Origin of the sequence: Mesorhizobium sp. AD1-1 (genome assembly GCF_020164655.1) — a bacterium.
GTDB classification, from domain to species: Bacteria; Pseudomonadota; Alphaproteobacteria; order Rhizobiales; family Rhizobiaceae; genus Mesorhizobium; species Mesorhizobium ciceri.
In genome coordinates, this window is the sequence record NZ_JAIUGP010000002.1 from 313,463 (window position 1) to 329,182 (window position 15,720).

Consider the following 15,720-nt stretch of genomic DNA (forward strand, 5'->3'; position numbering starts at 1 on the left):
CCGCCGATCAACTTGCGGTGCAATGATTGTAAAGGGTTCGCGTCATGGTCTAGGGAGGAGGCCAGGAGACCGAAACAGAATGCCAGTGACGCCAAACGTTGCTCCGGGCGCCCCGGGAATTCCGGCGCGCTGGACGTCAAGCGCCAAGAGCGGCGTCGGAACGTCGCTTTCGCCGGCCGGCCGGATCTGGTTCACGATCAGCCACGGCATCCTCAACGAAATCTACTATTCGCGCGTCGACAGTGCCTGCACCCGCGACCTCGGCCTGATCGTCACCGGCGCCGCCGGCTATTTCTCGGAAGAGAAGCGCGATGCCACGCACAGCATCGAACCGTTCGAGGACGGCGTACCCGCCTACCGGCTGGTCAACACGGCGAACGACGGCGCCTGGCGGATCGAAAAGCGCATCCTCGCCGATCCGGCGCGCCCGGCGCTGCTGCAGGAAATCACCTTCACGGCGCTGAGGGGCGCCGCTGACGATTATCGCGTCTACGCGCTTCTGGCGCCGCATCTGGTCAATGCCGGCATGGGCAACACCGCCTGGGTCGGCGAGCACGAGGGAAAGCCCGTGCTGTTCGCCTCGGGGCGCGGCTCCTGCCTGGCGCTGGCCTCGTCGCTGCCCTGGCGGACCGGCTCGGCCGGCTATGTCGGTTTTTCCGACGGTTGGCAGCAACTGCACAACACAGGCGAGCTCGATGCTGCATACCAGCGGGCCGAGGACGGCAATGTCGCGCTGACCGGCGAGATCGGCTTTTCCGCGGCCAGGACCAAGGCTTTGCTGGCGCTGGGATTTGGCGCGACGCCCGAGGAGGCTGCGGAACATGCTTTCGCCAGCCTGAAGCAGGGTTTTGAACCCGCGGCGAACTCTTACCTCCAGAACTGGCGCAACTGGCAAAAGGGCTTGCTGCCGCTCGACCGGCACGCGGTGCCCGGGACCAACTTCTATCGCGTCTCGACGGCGGTACTGGCGACGCACCGGTCGATCGCCACACCGGGCGCCGCGGTCGCCAGCCTGTCGATCCCGTGGGGCTTCGACAAGGGCGACGACGACCTCGGCGGCTACCATCTGGTCTGGCCGCGCGATCTGGTCGAGACGGCCGGCGGCTTTCTTGCTGCCGGCGACGCCGCCTCGGCGTTGCAAATCCTCGACTATCTCGGCTCCATCCAGCAGCCGGATGGCCACTGGCCGCAGAACGCCTGGCTCGACGGATCGGCCTATTGGCCCGGCATCCAGATGGACGAATGCGCCTTTCCGCTGCTGCTGGCCGAAGCTTTGCACCGCGCCGGCCATTTGCCGCACGCCAGGCTCGCAGTCTTTCTGCCGATGATCGAGCGCGCCGCCGGCTTCGTCGTGCGCAACGGGCCGGTCACCGGCGAGGACCGCTGGGAAGAGGATGCCGGCTACAGCCCGTTCACGCTCGCCGTCGAAATCGCCGCACTGCTTGCCGCAGCCGACCTGCTCGACGCCTGTGGCAAGCCGGACGCGGCGACCTATCTGCGCGAGACATCAGACGTCTGGAACGACCAGGTCGAGCGCTGGACCTACGTCACCGGCACGGCGATCTGCGGTCAAGTCGGCGTCGAAGGCTACTATGTCCGCATAGCACCACCCGACAGCGCCGAGGCCGGTTCGCCGAAGGACGGCTATGTCCCGATCAAGAACCGGCCACCCGGCGACACCAACCGGCCGGCCGAGCAAATCGTCAGTCCGGATGCGCTTGCACTTGTCCGCTTCGGCCTGCGGGCGGCCGACGACCCGCGCATGACAGACACGGTCAAGGTCATCGACGCGCAATTGCGCTGCGATCTGCCGCAAGGGCCGCTCTGGTATCGCTACAACGGCGACGGCTATGGCGAGCATGAAGATGGCGCACCTTTCGACGGCACCGGCCAGGGTCGCCCCTGGCCGCTGCTGGCCGGCGAACGCGCCCACTATGAGCTGGCGGCCGGGCGTAGGGAAAAGGCAGCCAGCCTGCTGGCAGCGCTGGAAGGCTCGGCCGGACCGGGCGGCCTGTTGCCGGAGCAGGTCTGGGACGGCGCCGATATGCCGGAGCGCGAACTGCTGCACGGCCGCCCCTCGGGCAGCGCCATGCCGCTGGTCTGGGCGCATTCGGAGCATATCAAGCTGTTGCGCTCGCTGCGCGACGGCGCGGTCTTCGACATGCCGCCGCAAGGCGTCAAGCGGTATATCGAGGCCAAGACAGTGTCGCCGTTCCGGACATGGCGGTTCAACAACAAGATCCGCACGGTCCCGGCCGGCAAGACACTGCGCGTCGAACTGTTGGCTCCGGCTACAGTCCATTGGAGCACCGACAACTGGGCGACCGCCCACGATAGCCAGACGGTGGAGAACGATTTCGGCATCCATCTTGCCGATCTGGCCGTCTCTGGCCTTCCCAAGGGAAGCACGCTGACCTTCACTTTTTTCTGGCCCGGGGCCGGCGATTGGGAGAATGTCGACTTCTCCGTCATCTCAGGCGACCAGGACAGCCAGCAGACCTTCCCTCGATAACCCCGCAAATCTCCTAGAAAACAGGGACGAAACCATGCAGATCGGAATGATGGGACTGGGCCGGATGGGCGCCAACATGGTCCGGCGCCTGATGCGCGACGGCCACGAATGCGTCGTCTACGACATCAACCCGGCCAGCGTCGCGGCCCTGGTGACCGACGGCGCGTCAGGGGCGGCCTCGATGGAAGAATTCATCGGCAAGCTGGCCAAGCCGCGCTGTGTGTGGCTGATGCTGCCGGCGGCGATCACCGGCAGGATCATCGACCAGGTGGCGGCCCTGATGGAGCCCGGCGACATCGTCATCGACGGCGGCAATTCCTATTATCACGACGCCGTCGACCAGGCCGCGAAACTGGCCGGCAAGGGCATCCATCTTGTCGATGTCGGCACCAGCGGCGGCGTCTGGGGCCTGGAGCGTGGCTACTGCCTGATGATCGGCGGTCCCGACGTGGCGGTGCAGCACCTCGATTCGATCTTCGCCACGCTGGCGCCGGGCGCCGATGCCGGCTCCAATCCGTCCAGGGATGCCGGGACCGCGCCCTTCGGCTATCTGCATTGCGGACCGAGCGGCGCCGGCCACTTCGTCAAGATGGTGCACAACGGCATCGAATATGGCGTCATGGCCGCCTATGCCGAAGGCATGAACATCCTGAAATCGGCCAATGCAGGCAAGCGGCAACGGACGGCGGACGCCGAGACCAGCCCGCTGGAAAACCCGCAATACTACCAGTTCGACATCGACCTTCCCCAGGTGGCCGAGGTCTGGCGGCATGGCAGCGTTATCGGCTCCTGGCTGCTCGACCTGACGGCCGGCGCCTTGAAAAGCGATCCGAGCCTGGTGAATTTCGGCGGCCGCGTCTCGGATTCCGGCGAAGGACGCTGGACGCTGAAGGCGGCCATCGACACCGGCGTACCGGCTCCGGTGCTGTCCTCGGCGCTGTTCGACCGCTTCTCCTCGCAGGGCGAATCCGAATTCGCCGACAAGCTGCTCTCCGCCATGCGCTATGCCTTTGGCGGCCATGTCGAGAAGCCGAAGGCCGGCAAGTGAGGACAGCGGGGGAGACACGCGCATGAGCCAGGAACGGTCCGACACGCTGGTGCTCTTCGGGGCAACCGGCGACCTCGCCCACAAGAAGATATTTCCAGCCCTTTACCAGATGGTCGCCAAGGGCACGCTTACCGAACCGGTGATCGGCGTCGCCTTCGATGCCTGGGACCTCAAGCAATTGCAGGCGCGCGCACGTGACGGCATCGTCAATGCGCTCGGCAAGATCGACGAAAAAGCGTTCGCCAAATTCGCCTCGCTGCTGCGCTACGTCAGCGGCGACTACCGCGACGGAGCGACGTTCGAGAAGCTGAAGAGCGCGCTCGGCACCGCACAGCGGCCGCTGCACTACATGGCGGTGCCGCCGACCATGTTCGAGACCGTCGTCCAGGGGCTGGAGCAGTCGGGCACCGCGCATGGCGCGCGGCTGATGGTGGAAAAGCCCTTCGGTCACGATCTGCAATCGGCGCGCTGGCTGAACCGGGTCCTGCATCTGGTGTTCGACGAGCAGTCGATCTTCCGCATCGACCACTACCTGGGCAAGGAAGCGATCCAGAACCTGCTCTATTTCCGCTTCGCCAATTCCTTCCTCGAGCCGATCTGGAACCGCAACTACGTCGAGAGCGTGCAGATCACCATGGCCGAGGATTTCGGCGTCGAGGGACGTGGCCGCTTCTATGACGATGTCGGCTGCATCAGGGACGTCATCGAGAACCATCTGCTCAACATCCTGTTGCTGCTTGCCATGGAGCCGCCTGTCGGCCGCTCTGCCGACGATCTGATCGACGAAAAGGTGCAGGTGCTGCGCGCGATCAGGACGCTGACCAAAGACGATGTCGTGCGCGGCCAGTTCACCGGCTATCTCACTGAACCCGGCGTGGCGCCGAACTCGCCCGTCGAGACCTTCGCGGCGGTGCGTTTCTTCGTCGACACCTGGCGCTGGCAGGACGTGCCGTTTTTCATCCGCGCCGGCAAGAACATGCCGGTGCATGTCACCGAAGTGGTGGTGCGGCTGAAGCGGCCGCCGCTCGATGTCTTCGATCCGATCAAGCCCGCCGACCAGAACTACGTCCGCTTCCGCATCGACCCACAGGTGGTGATCGCCATCGGAGCACAGCGCAAGGCGCCGGGCGACGACATGATCGGCGAGCAAGTCGAACTGACGGCGCTCGACGACTCGAAGGGCGACATGCCGCCCTATGAACGCTTGATAGGCGACGCCATGAACGGCAACGGCCAGCTGTTCACCCGCCAGGACGCCAGCGAACTGGCCTGGCGCATCGTCGGCCCGGTGCTTGGCGACACCACGCCGCCGCACCTCTACGAGCCGCTGACATGGGGACCGGCGGACGTCATGGCCGGGTTCGGGCCACCCAATGGCTGGATCGATCCGGTGAAGTGAGAGGAACCACGCGATGGCCAAGGCAGTGAAGCAACCAGCATCGGGCACCGGGACGCCAGATACTGAAAAGATCGTGCTCACGATCGACATCGGCGGCTCGCACGTCAAGATCCTCACCAGCGCCGGGGGGGCGGCGCGCCGCGCCGATTCGGGGCCGGGGCTGACGCCGCAACAGATGATCGATACCGTGAAGGAGCTCGCCGAAGGCCTGTCCTACGACGTCGTCTCGATGGGCTATCCCGGCCCGGTCAACCACAACAGGCCGCTCGCCGACCCCGCCAATCTCGGCAAGGGCTGGGCTGGATTCGACTTTGCGGGCGCGTTCGGCAAACCGGTGAAAGTGGTCAATGACGCGCTGATGCAGGCCATCGGCAGCTACGAGGGCGGGCGCATGCTGTTCCTCGGGCTCGGCACCGGGCTCGGTGCGGCGATGATTGCCGACAACGTCGCCCAACCGATGGAACTCGCGCATCTGCCCTACAAGAAGGGCAAGAGCTTCGAGGATTATGTCGGCGAACGCGGCCTGGAAAAGCGCGGCAAGAAGAAATGGCGCAAATACGTCTTCGACGTCGTCGACCGGCTCCGTGCCGCCATGCAGCCTGACTATGTCGTCATTGGTGGCGGCAACGTCGACAAGCTCGATGAATTGCCCGCCGACTCCAGGCGCGGCGACAACACACGCGCCTTCGAAGGCGGGTTTCGTTTGTGGCGCGACAAGGCGCTGATAGTCTGATACTGTTATTGTTTAATATAGTTGTTCAAAATAACGTGTGACCTGCCATCAAGTCGTTGCAATACGCAGATTTGCCGACTAGGAATTCCGCGCTACAACAACGCCAATTCGTCCCGTGGACGCACGAAGGACGCCATAGCATTTTGATTTCGCGCATGATCCTTTCCGGAAGTCGAATCCGATTTTCAGGTCATTCGCTGTAGACGGAGAAATAGAGTGACCGACGATAGCAACAGTGCCCGTAAAGACATCGATCTGCTCGAGCTGACCGCCCACATCGTGTCCGCTTACGTCGAGAAGAACCGCTTGCCTGCCTCCGGCCTGGCCGACCTCATCGCCAGCGTCAGCGCGTCGATAAGCGGGCTCGGCAAGCCTGCGGTCCCGGTGGCTGCCCCGCTGGTCCCGGCGGTCAATCCCAAGAAGTCGGTGACGCCCGATTTCATCATCTGCCTCGAAGACGGCAAGAAGTTCAAATCGCTGAAGCGTCACATCGGTGTGCATTTCGGCCTGACGCCGGACGCCTATCGCGCCAAATGGGGCTTGCCGTCGGACTATCCGATGGTCGCTCCCAACTACGCGGCCTCGCGTTCGCTGCTGGCGAAGTCGATCGGCCTCGGCCGCAAGGCCGCCCCCGTCAAGGCGCCCGCCAAGGGCAGGAAGGCCAAGGCCTCGGCCTGAACATTCAGTCCTGAGCCAACAGTTAGGACGACTGGAACAGAAGCCTGCCGGCGAATCCGCCTTGGCAGGCTTCCTATTTTTATGGCTTGGATAGGTGGACGGGTTCCTAGAGCAATTCCAGGAAAAGTGTGAAACGGTTTTCCGTCCGGAATTGCGTAAAAACAAGGAGTTAGAGCGGGTCGCCGTTTCCGTGAAACGGTGAACTGCTCTCGGGGGAGTAAGCCATGAACTACACCAGGATGGTGATCGAGAAAGAGGCGCCGGAAGAATACGGCTACGACCGTATCCGCTTCAATCTTTCCGAAAGCTCGATCGCCGACCAGAAGCTCTCCGACATCGGCCTGTCGCTGCCCGATCTCACGCTTTTCTATGGCGAGCATCGCGGCGACAAGCAATTGCGTGCACTGATATCGGCGCAGAATGCGGGCATTTCGCCGGATGATGTGCTGGTCACCGCCGGTGCCGCCGGCGCACTGTTCATCATCTCGACCTCGCTTTTGTCGGCCAACGACCATCTCGTCGTCATTCGGCCCAACTACGCCACCAACATCGAAACCCCAAGGGCGATCGGCTGCGCCATCAGCTTTGTCGACCTGGCATTCGAGGAAGGCTTCGCCATCGATGTCGAACGCGTCAAGGCCGCGATTCGGCCGGACACGAAGCTGATCAGCGTCACCTGCCCGCACAACCCGACCGGCACGATGATGAGCCGAGCCGAGCTCGATGCGCTGGTGGCGCTTGCCGAGGCTCGCGGCTGCCATCTGCTGGTCGACGAGACCTATCGCGACCTCTCCTACGGCAGGCGGCTGCCGACGGCTGCCTCGCTCAGCCCGAAGGCGATCAGCGTCTCGTCATTGTCCAAGGCCTTCGGCATTCCCGGCATCCGCATCGGCTGGCTGATCACCAAGGATGCGGTGCTTCAGGAAAAATTCCTCGCCGCAAAGGAGCAGATCGGCATCTGCGGCAGCGTCATCGACGAAGGCATTGCGCGGGCCATGCTCGAGCGCCGGGACGCCTTCCTGGCGACACTGCTGCCCGAAATGGCCAAGCGCCGCGACATCGTCCAGGCCTGGATCGACCGCGAACCGCTGATCGACTGGATCAGGCCCGAAGGCGGTGTCGTCGGCTTCCCGCGCCTCGATGTCGAACCCGGCTTCGACCTCGACCGGTTCTATGCGAACCTGCTGGAGAACCATGGAACCTATGTCGGACCCGGCCACTGGTTCGAGATGGAAAAACGCTTCTTCCGCGTCGGCTTTGGCTGGCCGACGGAAGCCGAATTGCGCGGCGGCCTCGACGCCATCTCCGTCGCGCTGCGGCAGTAACTTCCGCGTGCCGGCGATGGAGCAGGCTGAAAATTCCTTGATCCAGCACTGATTTTGACGCATATCCGCGGCGAACTGAGCTAAAAGTTCCGCCAGCCGGACCAGCGCCCATCGTGGAAGTGCCCCGCCAGCTGACGCCACTGCAATGGGGCCTCTTAAATCATGACCGCCGAACAGATATCACCGGACCAGCGCTATGCCGCGTTCCGCCACCGCTCCTTCCTGAGTTATTGGGCGGCGCGTTTCCTCACCACATTCGCCACCATGATCGTGTCCGTCGCGGTCGGCTGGCAGATGTACGATTTGACCCGCGACCCGCTCGATCTCGGCCTGGTCGGCATCGTCCAGTTCCTGCCGTCGCTGCTTCTGGTGCTGGTCACCGGTGTCGTCGCCGACCGCTTCGGCCGCCGCCTGATCATGGCGCTGGCGGTCGTGGTGGAGGCGATGTGCGCGCTGGCGCTGCTGTTCCTGGCGCTGCGCGGCATCAGCGGGCCGCTGCCGATCTTCTGCGTGCTTGCCATGTTCGGCGTCGCCCGCGCCTTCTTCGGTCCGGCCTCCGCGTCATTGTTCGCCAATCTGGTGCCGCCTCAGGATTTCGCCAACGCCATCGCCTGGAATTCATCGGCCTGGCAGACGGCGACCATCGTCGGACCCGTCGCCGGCGGCCTGCTCTACGGCGTGTCGCCGGAAGCGGCCTACGGAACCGCCGCTGTCCTGATGCTTGTGTCCGGGCTGCTGATCTTCACCATCCCGAAGCCGTCGCAGCGCACCGAGTCGGACAAGCCGACGATGCAGCACCTGCTCGGCGGGTTCAGCTATATCTGGAGCGAGAAGATCGTGCTCGGCGCCATCTCGCTCGATCTGTTCGCCGTGCTCCTGTCCGGCGCCTCGGCGCTGCTGCCGGTCTATGCGCGCGACATCCTCCAGCTCGGCCCGTGGGGCCTCGGCCTGCTGCGCTCGGCGCCCAGCATCGGCGCCATTTGCGTCGCCATCTGGCTGGCCGGGCATCCACTTCGCAACCACGCGGGCATGATCATGCTGGCAGCCGCAGCCTCGTTCGGCGCCTTCACCGTGGTTTTCGGCCTGTCGACCATCACCTGGCTGTCGATCGTGGCATTGGTCTTCCTTGGCGCCACCGATATGTTCAGCGTCTACATCAGGGAGACGCTGATCCAGCTGTGGACGCCCGACGAGGTGCGCGGCCGCGTCAACGCCGTCAACCAGGTCTTTGTCGGCGCCTCCAACGAGGTCGGCGAATTCCGGGCCGGCACGATGGCCGCGCTGATCGGCACGGTGCCGGCCGTGGTGATCGGCGGCATCGGCGCCATCGCCGTCGCTGGCCTGTGGATGGTGCTGTTCCCGCAACTGCGCAAGGTGCGCCACCTCAACGGGCGCAACTGATCTTCCCACGGTTGACAGCCGACATGCCTCGCCCATGCCACAGGAGCTCTCATGATCACTTGCTACCTGAAATACGTCATCGACCCCTACAAGCTTGCCGAGTTCGAAGATTATGGTCGTCGCTGGATAGCTCTGGTCAACCGCCTCGGCGGAAACCATCACGGCTATTTCCTTCCAAGCGAAGGGGCGAGCAACATCGCCTATGCCATGTTCAGCTTTCCGAGCCTTGCCGACTACGAGGACTATCGCAAACGGATGGCTGCCGACCCGGAATGCCAGGACGTGTTCGAAATGGAAAAACGCAATCGCAGCATTCTCAGCTACGAGCGCAGCTTCCTGCGGCCGGTGCTCGAACCTTAATGCATGTCGCCCAAAAGCGGCCCCGGTTTTGGGAGAACGACATGCATGAAGACAAAGACCTAAAGCGGGTCGCCTGAAATCCGTTCAGACGACGGTTTAGCTATCTGCTCGGCTTGCCGAAGATCATCCGCAAAAACTCGTCCAGCCAGCGCTTGAGATGCATGTCCCAGATCAGCCGGCCGCCGAGATGATCGCGGCCGGGCTGGGCACCGGGCAATTCGAAGCGATGCGCGCCGCGCACCACCCAGCGCTGCATCATCACCCTGGTCAGTTCGCCATGGAACTGGATGCCCCAGGCATTGTCGCCGTAGCGGAAGGCCTGGTTGGGATAGGTCTCGGCCGTCGCCAGCAGCGTCGCGTCCCTGGGCAGCGAAAAACCCTCGCGGTGGAACTGGTAGACCATCTCCGGCCAGTGCATCAGTTGCTTGCCGGCTTCGGTCGCCTTCAGGGGATACCAGCCAACCTCGACCAGCCCTTCACCATGACCCTCGACCTTGCCGCCGAGACAGTTGACCAGCATCTGCGCGCCGAGACAGATGCCGAGACATGGCCGGTTCTCCCTCAGCGGTATTTCCAGCCAGTTGGTCTCGCGGCGGACGAACTCGTCGTCGTCATTGGCGCTCATCGGGCCGCCGAACACCACCGTGCCGGCGTGATCGTCCAGTGTTTCGGGCAAGGCGTCGCCAAGCGGCGGCCGGCGGATGTCGAGATCGAAACCTTCTTCCAGCAACATGTGGCCGACACGTCCCGGGCTCGAACTCTCCTGATGCAGCACGATCAGGATCTTTGGCTTCGAACTCGTCTGGCGTGGCATGGGAAGGCGAAGATCCTATTCGTCGCTCGATGTTCCGGTGGCGCCGGGCGCGTGCGCCGCCGCCTTGCGGCGCGCCTCGACGCGGTCGTGGCGTTCGACGCCGATCAGCTCGGCGACGCGCCAGACGGTGTTGTCCTCGAGCTCGTGCAACTCGCCGTCGGCATAGACGATTTCCCACATCAGGCCGATGAAAGCCTTGCGCGCATCGGCATCGAGATGGCGCTTCAGGACGCTGGTGAAGGCGTAGAGATCGATCGCCTCATTGTCGGCCCGCTCGCCGGCAGCGGCCAACGCTTCGAGCTCCGCGCCACTGATCGAATAGCTCTCGGCCAGCACCGCCTTGAACCGCTCCCACTCGACATCCTGGCGCACGCCATCGGCGTTCATCACATGGTAGAGCAGCGCCGAGGCGGCGACACGCGGATCGTCCGTGCTGGCATGCGTGCCGGCACCGGCCGGCAAATCCCTGAGAAACGACAGAACGCGTTCAAACATAGATCCATACCCCAACGGCCTGACGGCCTGCCCAACTCAAAACAACCGAAACCGGCGCGGCGATTTCTCCGCTTCCTCGTCCGGATCGACGCCGGGATCGTCCGGCAGCCGCGCAAGCTCCTCGGCCGGCTCGACGCCTTCGGCATCGCTCGGTACCGCGGCGAAGGCCGCTGCCGTGATCGGCCTGACATGATCTTCTTCGCGACTTTCAGCTTGCTTGCCCGCCGACGTCTCGCCACCGGCGTCGTCGATCACTTCGATCGGCCTTTTTTCGCTCGTCGGCTTTGCCAATGCTTCAATAACCGGTGCCGCACCCGCTGGCGCGTCATCATGGCTGTCGATCAACTGGCCAAGACGCTCCATCGGCGCGCGCCACTCGAAGGCGTCGAGCCGGCCGGTGATCGGCGATACCGGAGCCCAGCGTTCCGATACCACGCCGTCTGCGACCCAGGCCGGATCGCGCGGCGCCCGCACCGCCCTGGACAGCAGCTGCCGAACTTTGCCCTGATCGCCGGTCTCGGCCTCCTCGATGTCGGCGAGCAGCAGATAGGCGCCCTCGCGACGGTCCATCCGGATCGCCGCCTCGGCCTCGCGGCGGGCGGTCGCGAAATCCTGCGCGTCGAGCGCGGCGCGCGCCACCGTCATCGACGATTCGGCGTGGTTCTTCTTCATCTCCTGCAGCTTCTTCGCCCGGTTGAGGCGGTCGAGCACCGCGTCGCCCGGCCTTGCATGGGTATAGAGCTCGGCGATCTCCGGATGCGGCTCGGCCTTCCAAGCCGCCTCGAGGATTTTCGAGCCCTTGCGCACATCGTTCTGCTTGAACAGTGCGGCCGCGGCGGCCACGGCGGCAGGCGCGAAATCGGGCCTGAGCTTGTTGGCCTCGATCGCCGCCGTTCTGGCGGCGGCGGGATCGCTGTCGGCAAGCGCCTGCGCCTTGGCGGTCAGCAGCACGGCGCGGCGGCGGTTGGCGGCATCGCGTTCGATCTGCCGTGTCGCTTTCTGCGCGTCGACCAGTTTCAGGGCGCCGTCCCAGTCGCCGCGCGCGGTCAGCTCTTCCAGCGTCGATTCCGCCGCCCAGGCCAGTTGCGGCGCCACAGCGGCGGCGCGGCCGGCATAATGCCTGGCGGCGTTGCGGTCGCCGAGCCGTTCGGCTTCCAGATAAAGCCCGCGCAAACCCAGCAGCCGCATTTCGGGATCGTCGAGCATGCTCTCGAATTTCTGCCGCGCGCCTTCATGATCGCCTTCGAGCAGCGACGCCTGCGCTTCGAGCAGGTGGATCAGCGGCTCCTGGTCGGAACGGATCAGCTTGGCGGCTTCCTTGGTCTTCTTGCGGGCCAGCGCGCCATCACCGGCGCCGGCGGCAATCATGCCGGTCGACAGCGCCTGATAGCCACGATCGCGGCGGCGGACACGGAAATAGCGCGAGATGGTGTAGGGGCTGTTCCACAGCGCCTTGAGCAGCCACCACAGGATCATCACCGCAGCGACCACGGCAACGACAGCCACCGCCGCCACCATCAGGCTGACCTGGTATTGATAGCCGTTGAAAGTAACGACCATGTCGCCCGGCCGGTCGGCCAGCCAGGCAAAGCCCAGCCCGAGCGCGAAAACGACGATGAGGAAGGCGAGCAGGCGGATCATTGTGTTGCCCTCATGCCTTCATCGCGCCCGAGACCAGCGCATCGACCTGGGTTTCGACCTCGATGCGCGCCTTCAGCTTGCCGGCAAAGTCGGCGCCCGCGGCCTTGGCGGCCTCGGGCAGCGTTTCATACTCGCTGAGCGCCTTGGCGTAGTCGCCCTGGTTGACCGCCGCCTCCATGCGCGCGACGGTTTCCGGTGCGCCGGCGCCTTCGACGGCGCCGATCGGCCTGACCTTGACCAGCGATTGCGCGCTCGACAGAAGGCTCTGAACGAAGCCGGCATTCTCATCGACAGGCGTTGCCGCCGTGACCATGGCATTGGCGGCGGCATCAGCCTGCGATGCGATCTCGGCGCGGGTTGGAACGCCCTTTTCGGCATAGGGGCGCAGTGCCGCAAGCTGCGGCGCATCAGGCGAAATCGCGGCGAGGGTTTCGAGTTCGGCCGAAAACGGCCCGCCACGCTCAAGCGCCGCCTTCAAGGCCGACGCCGCGATGGCAAGCGCGATCTTCGGCTGTCCCGCCGCCGCCTCGACCTTGCCGGACAGCTGCGACACAGACTGCTCCAGCGCTTTCAGCCGGCCATCCTGCGCGGTAGCCGCCTCGCCGGCCGACTTCACCTGCGCGTCGAGGCCTGCCAGTTTTTCGGTGAGCGGACCAAGATCGACCGGCGCCGCGCTGCCCGCCTTGCCGAGGGCGGCGACCGCCGTCTCGATCTGCGCGACCTTGTCGCCCAGTGCGGTGACGCCGGCCGCGTCGCCTGCTCCACCTTTCTCGACAGCCGATTTCAGCGCCGCGACATCGGCCTTGACCTGCTCCAGGCCCGAGGACAGCCCGACCATCTTCGCCGCTGCATCGCCATTGCCGCCGGCGTCCTTCAAGCTGGCGATTTCGGTCTTCAGCGAGGCGATGTCGCCATTGACGCCATCGAGCGAGACGCCGGCACCGGAACCCGGCGCGCCGAGCAGGCCGGCAAATTGCAGCCCGCCGGCGCCGACCAGCGCGATGACGCCGCCGATGATGCCGGCGGCGATGCCGTTGAGGCCGCCACGCTTTTCAGGGGCTGGCGCCATTTTCTCGTCCTGTGTCTCGGCTTTTGCCTTGTTGCCGTCGGTCTGCGCTGCCGACGCGTCGTCGAAACTGTAGTCGAAGGTTTTGGCGCGGTTGGGCGGCGCATCCGAACCGGGATAAGGCAGCTCTGGCTCGGCGGCTTTGGCTCCGCCATCCGCCGGCGCTTGCCCTTCCGCACCTGCGGCGCCATCGGCATGCTCCCACGGCTCGAGATCGGTCTGGTCGGCATGAACCGGCTCTTCGGGAACCTCGGGCTGCGAAGCGTTCGCTGCTTCCTCGGCCTTCGCCTCGTCTGTCTGCGCCTCCTGCGTGGCGGCGTCCTCGTCGGCGATGCGTGAGACGGCGCCCGGCTCGAGATCGATGGTCACCGGCTCGCGGCGGCTTTTCGAGTGTCGCATCTTCGGCGTCTTGACCATGCCTGGGCTCCGCACATTCGCTTCGTCTCAACGCCTGGCGGCGCATGATGGTTCAGAAAGGGTCTAGCACATCACCAAGCGGTGAAAAGGGGCGGTGTGATGACGCGGCTCAGCGCGGCGCCTGCAAAAGTGCCAGCAATGCCTCCTCGTCAGGTTGCGCGGCAATGCGGATCCTTTCGCTGGCGGCATCGTCGAAGGCTGCGGCGATCCGCGTGGAAAGCGCAAAAACCCATGTTTTTTCGAAGAGACCGCGCAGAGCGGGCCGTCTTGCCAACATCTGCATCGCCGCCGCCGCCTTGGATGAATAGAGCAATACCGCGTCGGCAGGTTGCCCCGACAGGCGTTCGAGGATGACTTCGTCCGGATAACCCACTGTCAGCGTGTCATAGGTCTCGACGGCGTGGACCCGAACGCCCGCCGTCCCGAGCCTCTGTTCGAACGCCGGAAACCGCACGCGCCCACACAGGTAGACAATCGTCTTTCCAGAAAAACCGGCAACGAGAACGTCGGCCAGCGCCTCGGCATCGCCCGGGCCTTCACTGACCGACAAAAACCCCGCTTTGCGGGCAGCTTCCGCAGTCCGCCTACCGACGGCATGACAAGGCAAGGCGGCGAGCGTCGCGATGATTTCTTCCGGCGCATGGCGCATGGCATTGGCGCTTGTGACGGCCACCGCGACGGCATCGTCCGGGATCAGTCCGGCAGCGGCGGGCAACGCCTTTGTTCCGGTCAGGGGCAAAAGAACCGGCTGAAAACCTGCCTCCTCCAGCCGACGCGCAGTGCGCGAAGCACCCGGTTCCGGCCTGGTCACCAGGACGCGAAGCATTTCAGAGCCAGCCGTCGAAGAACTTTTCGCCGGCCTTGGCACGCACGCTCCGGGCCGCTTCACCACCGATCCGGGCGGCGTCTTGCGCCGGTCCCTGCAGTTCGACCGTGTGTGACTGCGTGCCGTCGGGCGAGATGATCAGCCCGGCAAAAGACAGTTTTCCGGCCTCGATCGCCGCATAGCCGGCGATCGGCGTGCGGCAGGAGCCATCGAGCGCCGCCAGGAAGGCACGCTCGCAGGCCAGCGCCTGGCCGGTCGGCACATCATGGACGGCCGCCAGCATCTTTTCGACATCGCGGTCGCCGATACGGGTTTCGATGCCGATCGCGCCTTGCCCCGGCGCCGGCGGGAAGACATCGAGCGGTATCAGGTCGGTGACGACATGCTCGAGCCCAAGCCGCTTCAGCCCGGCATAGGCCAGGATCGTGCCGGCGGCGACGCCTTCCTCGAGCTTGCGCAGCCGCGTCTGCACATTGCCGCGGAACATCACCACGTCGAGATCCGGCCGCATCCGGCGGATCAGCGCTTGCCGCCGCAGCGACGACGAGCCGACTTTCGCCCCGCGCGGCAGTTCGGCGATCGTCTTCGCCGCTTTGCCGACAAAGGCGTCGCGTGCGTCCTCGCGCGGCAGGAAGGCCGACAGTTCGAGGCCGTCGGGCAGTTGCGTCGGCATGTCTTTCGACGAATGCACGGCGATGTCGATCCGGCCGGCCAGCAGCGCCTCCTCGATCTCCTTGGTGAACAGGCCCTTGCCGCCGGCTTCCGACAGCGGCCGGTCCTGAATGCGGTCGCCGCTGGTCGAGATGACGACCACCTCGAACGCCTCCGCCGGCATGCCATGCGCGGCCATCAGCCGCGCCTGCGTTTCATGCGCCTGCGCCAGCGCCAGCGGGCTGCCGCGTGTTCCGATTCTCAAGATTGTTTGCATGGCGCGCAGTCCGTGATAACCCCCCGGCAAGCGAGGCCTTTCCGGGGTTCTCCTAACGGGGAAAGCCCCATGATACA

The 15,720-nt window shown here is 65.0% G+C and carries 14 protein-coding genes; 8 read left to right on the top strand and 6 right to left on the bottom strand.

What is annotated here, in order from left to right:
- Positions 1 to 79 precede the first annotated feature (79 nt).
- The 8 genes from LB519_RS04985 (at position 80) to LB519_RS05020 (ending at position 9,456) form a co-directional block, all read left to right on the top strand.
- Complete coding sequence (locus tag LB519_RS04985; RefSeq protein ID WP_024504764.1) at positions 80 to 2,512, top strand: glucan 1,4-alpha-glucosidase; 2,433 nt, start codon at positions 80 to 82, stop codon at positions 2,510 to 2,512.
- Positions 2,513 to 2,546: 34 nt separating this feature from the next.
- Positions 2,547 to 3,560: a phosphogluconate dehydrogenase (NAD(+)-dependent, decarboxylating) gene (gnd, locus tag LB519_RS04990; RefSeq protein ID WP_024504765.1), complete on the top strand. Its 1,014-nt coding sequence runs from the start codon at positions 2,547 to 2,549 to the stop codon at positions 3,558 to 3,560.
- 22 nt (positions 3,561 to 3,582) lie between these two features.
- The gene (zwf, locus tag LB519_RS04995; protein ID WP_024504766.1) at positions 3,583 to 4,959 is read left to right on the top strand and encodes a glucose-6-phosphate dehydrogenase; all 1,377 of its coding nucleotides are present in this window, start codon (positions 3,583 to 3,585) and stop codon (positions 4,957 to 4,959) included.
- Positions 4,960 to 4,972: 13 nt separating this feature from the next.
- Positions 4,973 to 5,692, top strand: a complete 720-nt coding sequence (locus LB519_RS05000; RefSeq protein ID WP_224618921.1) for an ROK family protein — start codon at positions 4,973 to 4,975, stop codon at positions 5,690 to 5,692.
- A gap of 216 nt (positions 5,693 to 5,908) precedes the next feature.
- Positions 5,909 to 6,370, top strand: a complete 462-nt coding sequence (locus LB519_RS05005; RefSeq protein WP_013528917.1) for a MucR family transcriptional regulator — start codon at positions 5,909 to 5,911, stop codon at positions 6,368 to 6,370.
- 224 nt (positions 6,371 to 6,594) lie between these two features.
- Positions 6,595 to 7,695 carry a pyridoxal phosphate-dependent aminotransferase gene (locus LB519_RS05010; RefSeq protein WP_224618922.1) on the top strand — a complete coding sequence of 367 codons (1,101 nt, stop codon included), beginning with the start codon at positions 6,595 to 6,597 and terminating at the stop codon, positions 7,693 to 7,695.
- 162 nt (positions 7,696 to 7,857) lie between these two features.
- Positions 7,858 to 9,096 (top strand): MFS transporter, encoded by a 1,239-nt coding sequence (locus LB519_RS05015; RefSeq protein WP_024503036.1) that lies wholly within the window; start codon positions 7,858 to 7,860, stop codon positions 9,094 to 9,096.
- 51 nt (positions 9,097 to 9,147) lie between these two features.
- Positions 9,148 to 9,456 (top strand): NIPSNAP family protein, encoded by a 309-nt coding sequence (locus LB519_RS05020; protein ID WP_063169514.1) that lies wholly within the window; start codon positions 9,148 to 9,150, stop codon positions 9,454 to 9,456.
- Between the two features lie 100 nt (positions 9,457 to 9,556).
- Here LB519_RS05020 and LB519_RS05025 read toward each other — a convergent pair whose 3' ends face one another.
- The 6 genes from LB519_RS05025 to hemC form a co-directional block, all read right to left on the bottom strand.
- Positions 9,557 to 10,270: a glutamine amidotransferase gene (locus LB519_RS05025; protein ID WP_013528913.1), complete on the bottom strand. Its 714-nt coding sequence runs from the start codon at positions 10,268 to 10,270 to the stop codon at positions 9,557 to 9,559.
- A 15-nt stretch (positions 10,271 to 10,285) separates the two neighbouring features.
- Positions 10,286 to 10,765 carry a TerB family tellurite resistance protein gene (locus LB519_RS05030; protein WP_013528912.1) on the bottom strand — a complete coding sequence of 160 codons (480 nt, stop codon included), beginning with the start codon at positions 10,763 to 10,765 and terminating at the stop codon, positions 10,286 to 10,288.
- Between the two features lie 36 nt (positions 10,766 to 10,801).
- Positions 10,802 to 12,406, bottom strand: coding sequence for a heme biosynthesis protein HemY (locus LB519_RS05035; RefSeq protein ID WP_013528911.1), 1,605 nt, complete (start codon positions 12,404 to 12,406; stop codon positions 10,802 to 10,804).
- A 10-nt stretch (positions 12,407 to 12,416) separates the two neighbouring features.
- Entirely contained in the window at positions 12,417 to 13,889 is a 1,473-nt protein-coding gene (locus LB519_RS05040; protein WP_224618923.1) for a COG4223 family protein, read from the bottom strand.
- A 109-nt stretch (positions 13,890 to 13,998) separates the two neighbouring features.
- Positions 13,999 to 14,715 carry a uroporphyrinogen-III synthase gene (locus tag LB519_RS05045; protein ID WP_224618925.1) on the bottom strand — a complete coding sequence of 239 codons (717 nt, stop codon included), beginning with the start codon at positions 14,713 to 14,715 and terminating at the stop codon, positions 13,999 to 14,001.
- 1 nt (position 14,716) lies between these two features.
- The gene (hemC, locus tag LB519_RS05050) at positions 14,717 to 15,643 is read right to left on the bottom strand and encodes a hydroxymethylbilane synthase (protein ID WP_127415408.1); all 927 of its coding nucleotides are present in this window, start codon (positions 15,641 to 15,643) and stop codon (positions 14,717 to 14,719) included.
- Positions 15,644 to 15,720: the final 77 nt, after the last annotated feature.

Bases quoted from the DNA above. Each gene is read 5' to 3' on its own strand.
- LB519_RS05040 (WP_224618923.1), bottom strand. From the start codon at position 13,889: ATGGTCAAGACGCCGAAGATGCGACACTCGAAAAGCCGCCGCGAGCCG.
- LB519_RS05035 (WP_013528911.1), bottom strand. From the start codon at position 12,406: ATGATCCGCCTGCTCGCCTTCCTCATCGTCGTTTTCGCGCTCGGGCTG.
- zwf (WP_024504766.1), top strand. From the start codon at position 3,583: ATGAGCCAGGAACGGTCCGACACGCTGGTGCTCTTCGGGGCAACCGGC.
- LB519_RS04985 (WP_024504764.1), top strand. From the start codon at position 80: ATGCCAGTGACGCCAAACGTTGCTCCGGGCGCCCCGGGAATTCCGGCG.
- LB519_RS05000 (WP_224618921.1), top strand. From the start codon at position 4,973: ATGGCCAAGGCAGTGAAGCAACCAGCATCGGGCACCGGGACGCCAGAT.
- gnd (WP_024504765.1), top strand. From the start codon at position 2,547: ATGCAGATCGGAATGATGGGACTGGGCCGGATGGGCGCCAACATGGTC.
- LB519_RS05045 (WP_224618925.1), bottom strand. From the start codon at position 14,715: ATGCTTCGCGTCCTGGTGACCAGGCCGGAACCGGGTGCTTCGCGCACT.
- hemC (WP_127415408.1), bottom strand. From the start codon at position 15,643: ATGCAAACAATCTTGAGAATCGGAACACGCGGCAGCCCGCTGGCGCTG.
- LB519_RS05015 (WP_024503036.1), top strand. From the start codon at position 7,858: ATGACCGCCGAACAGATATCACCGGACCAGCGCTATGCCGCGTTCCGC.
- LB519_RS05025 (WP_013528913.1), bottom strand. From the start codon at position 10,270: ATGCCACGCCAGACGAGTTCGAAGCCAAAGATCCTGATCGTGCTGCAT.
- LB519_RS05030 (WP_013528912.1), bottom strand. From the start codon at position 10,765: ATGTTTGAACGCGTTCTGTCGTTTCTCAGGGATTTGCCGGCCGGTGCC.
- LB519_RS05010 (WP_224618922.1), top strand. From the start codon at position 6,595: ATGAACTACACCAGGATGGTGATCGAGAAAGAGGCGCCGGAAGAATAC.
- LB519_RS05020 (WP_063169514.1), top strand. From the start codon at position 9,148: ATGATCACTTGCTACCTGAAATACGTCATCGACCCCTACAAGCTTGCC.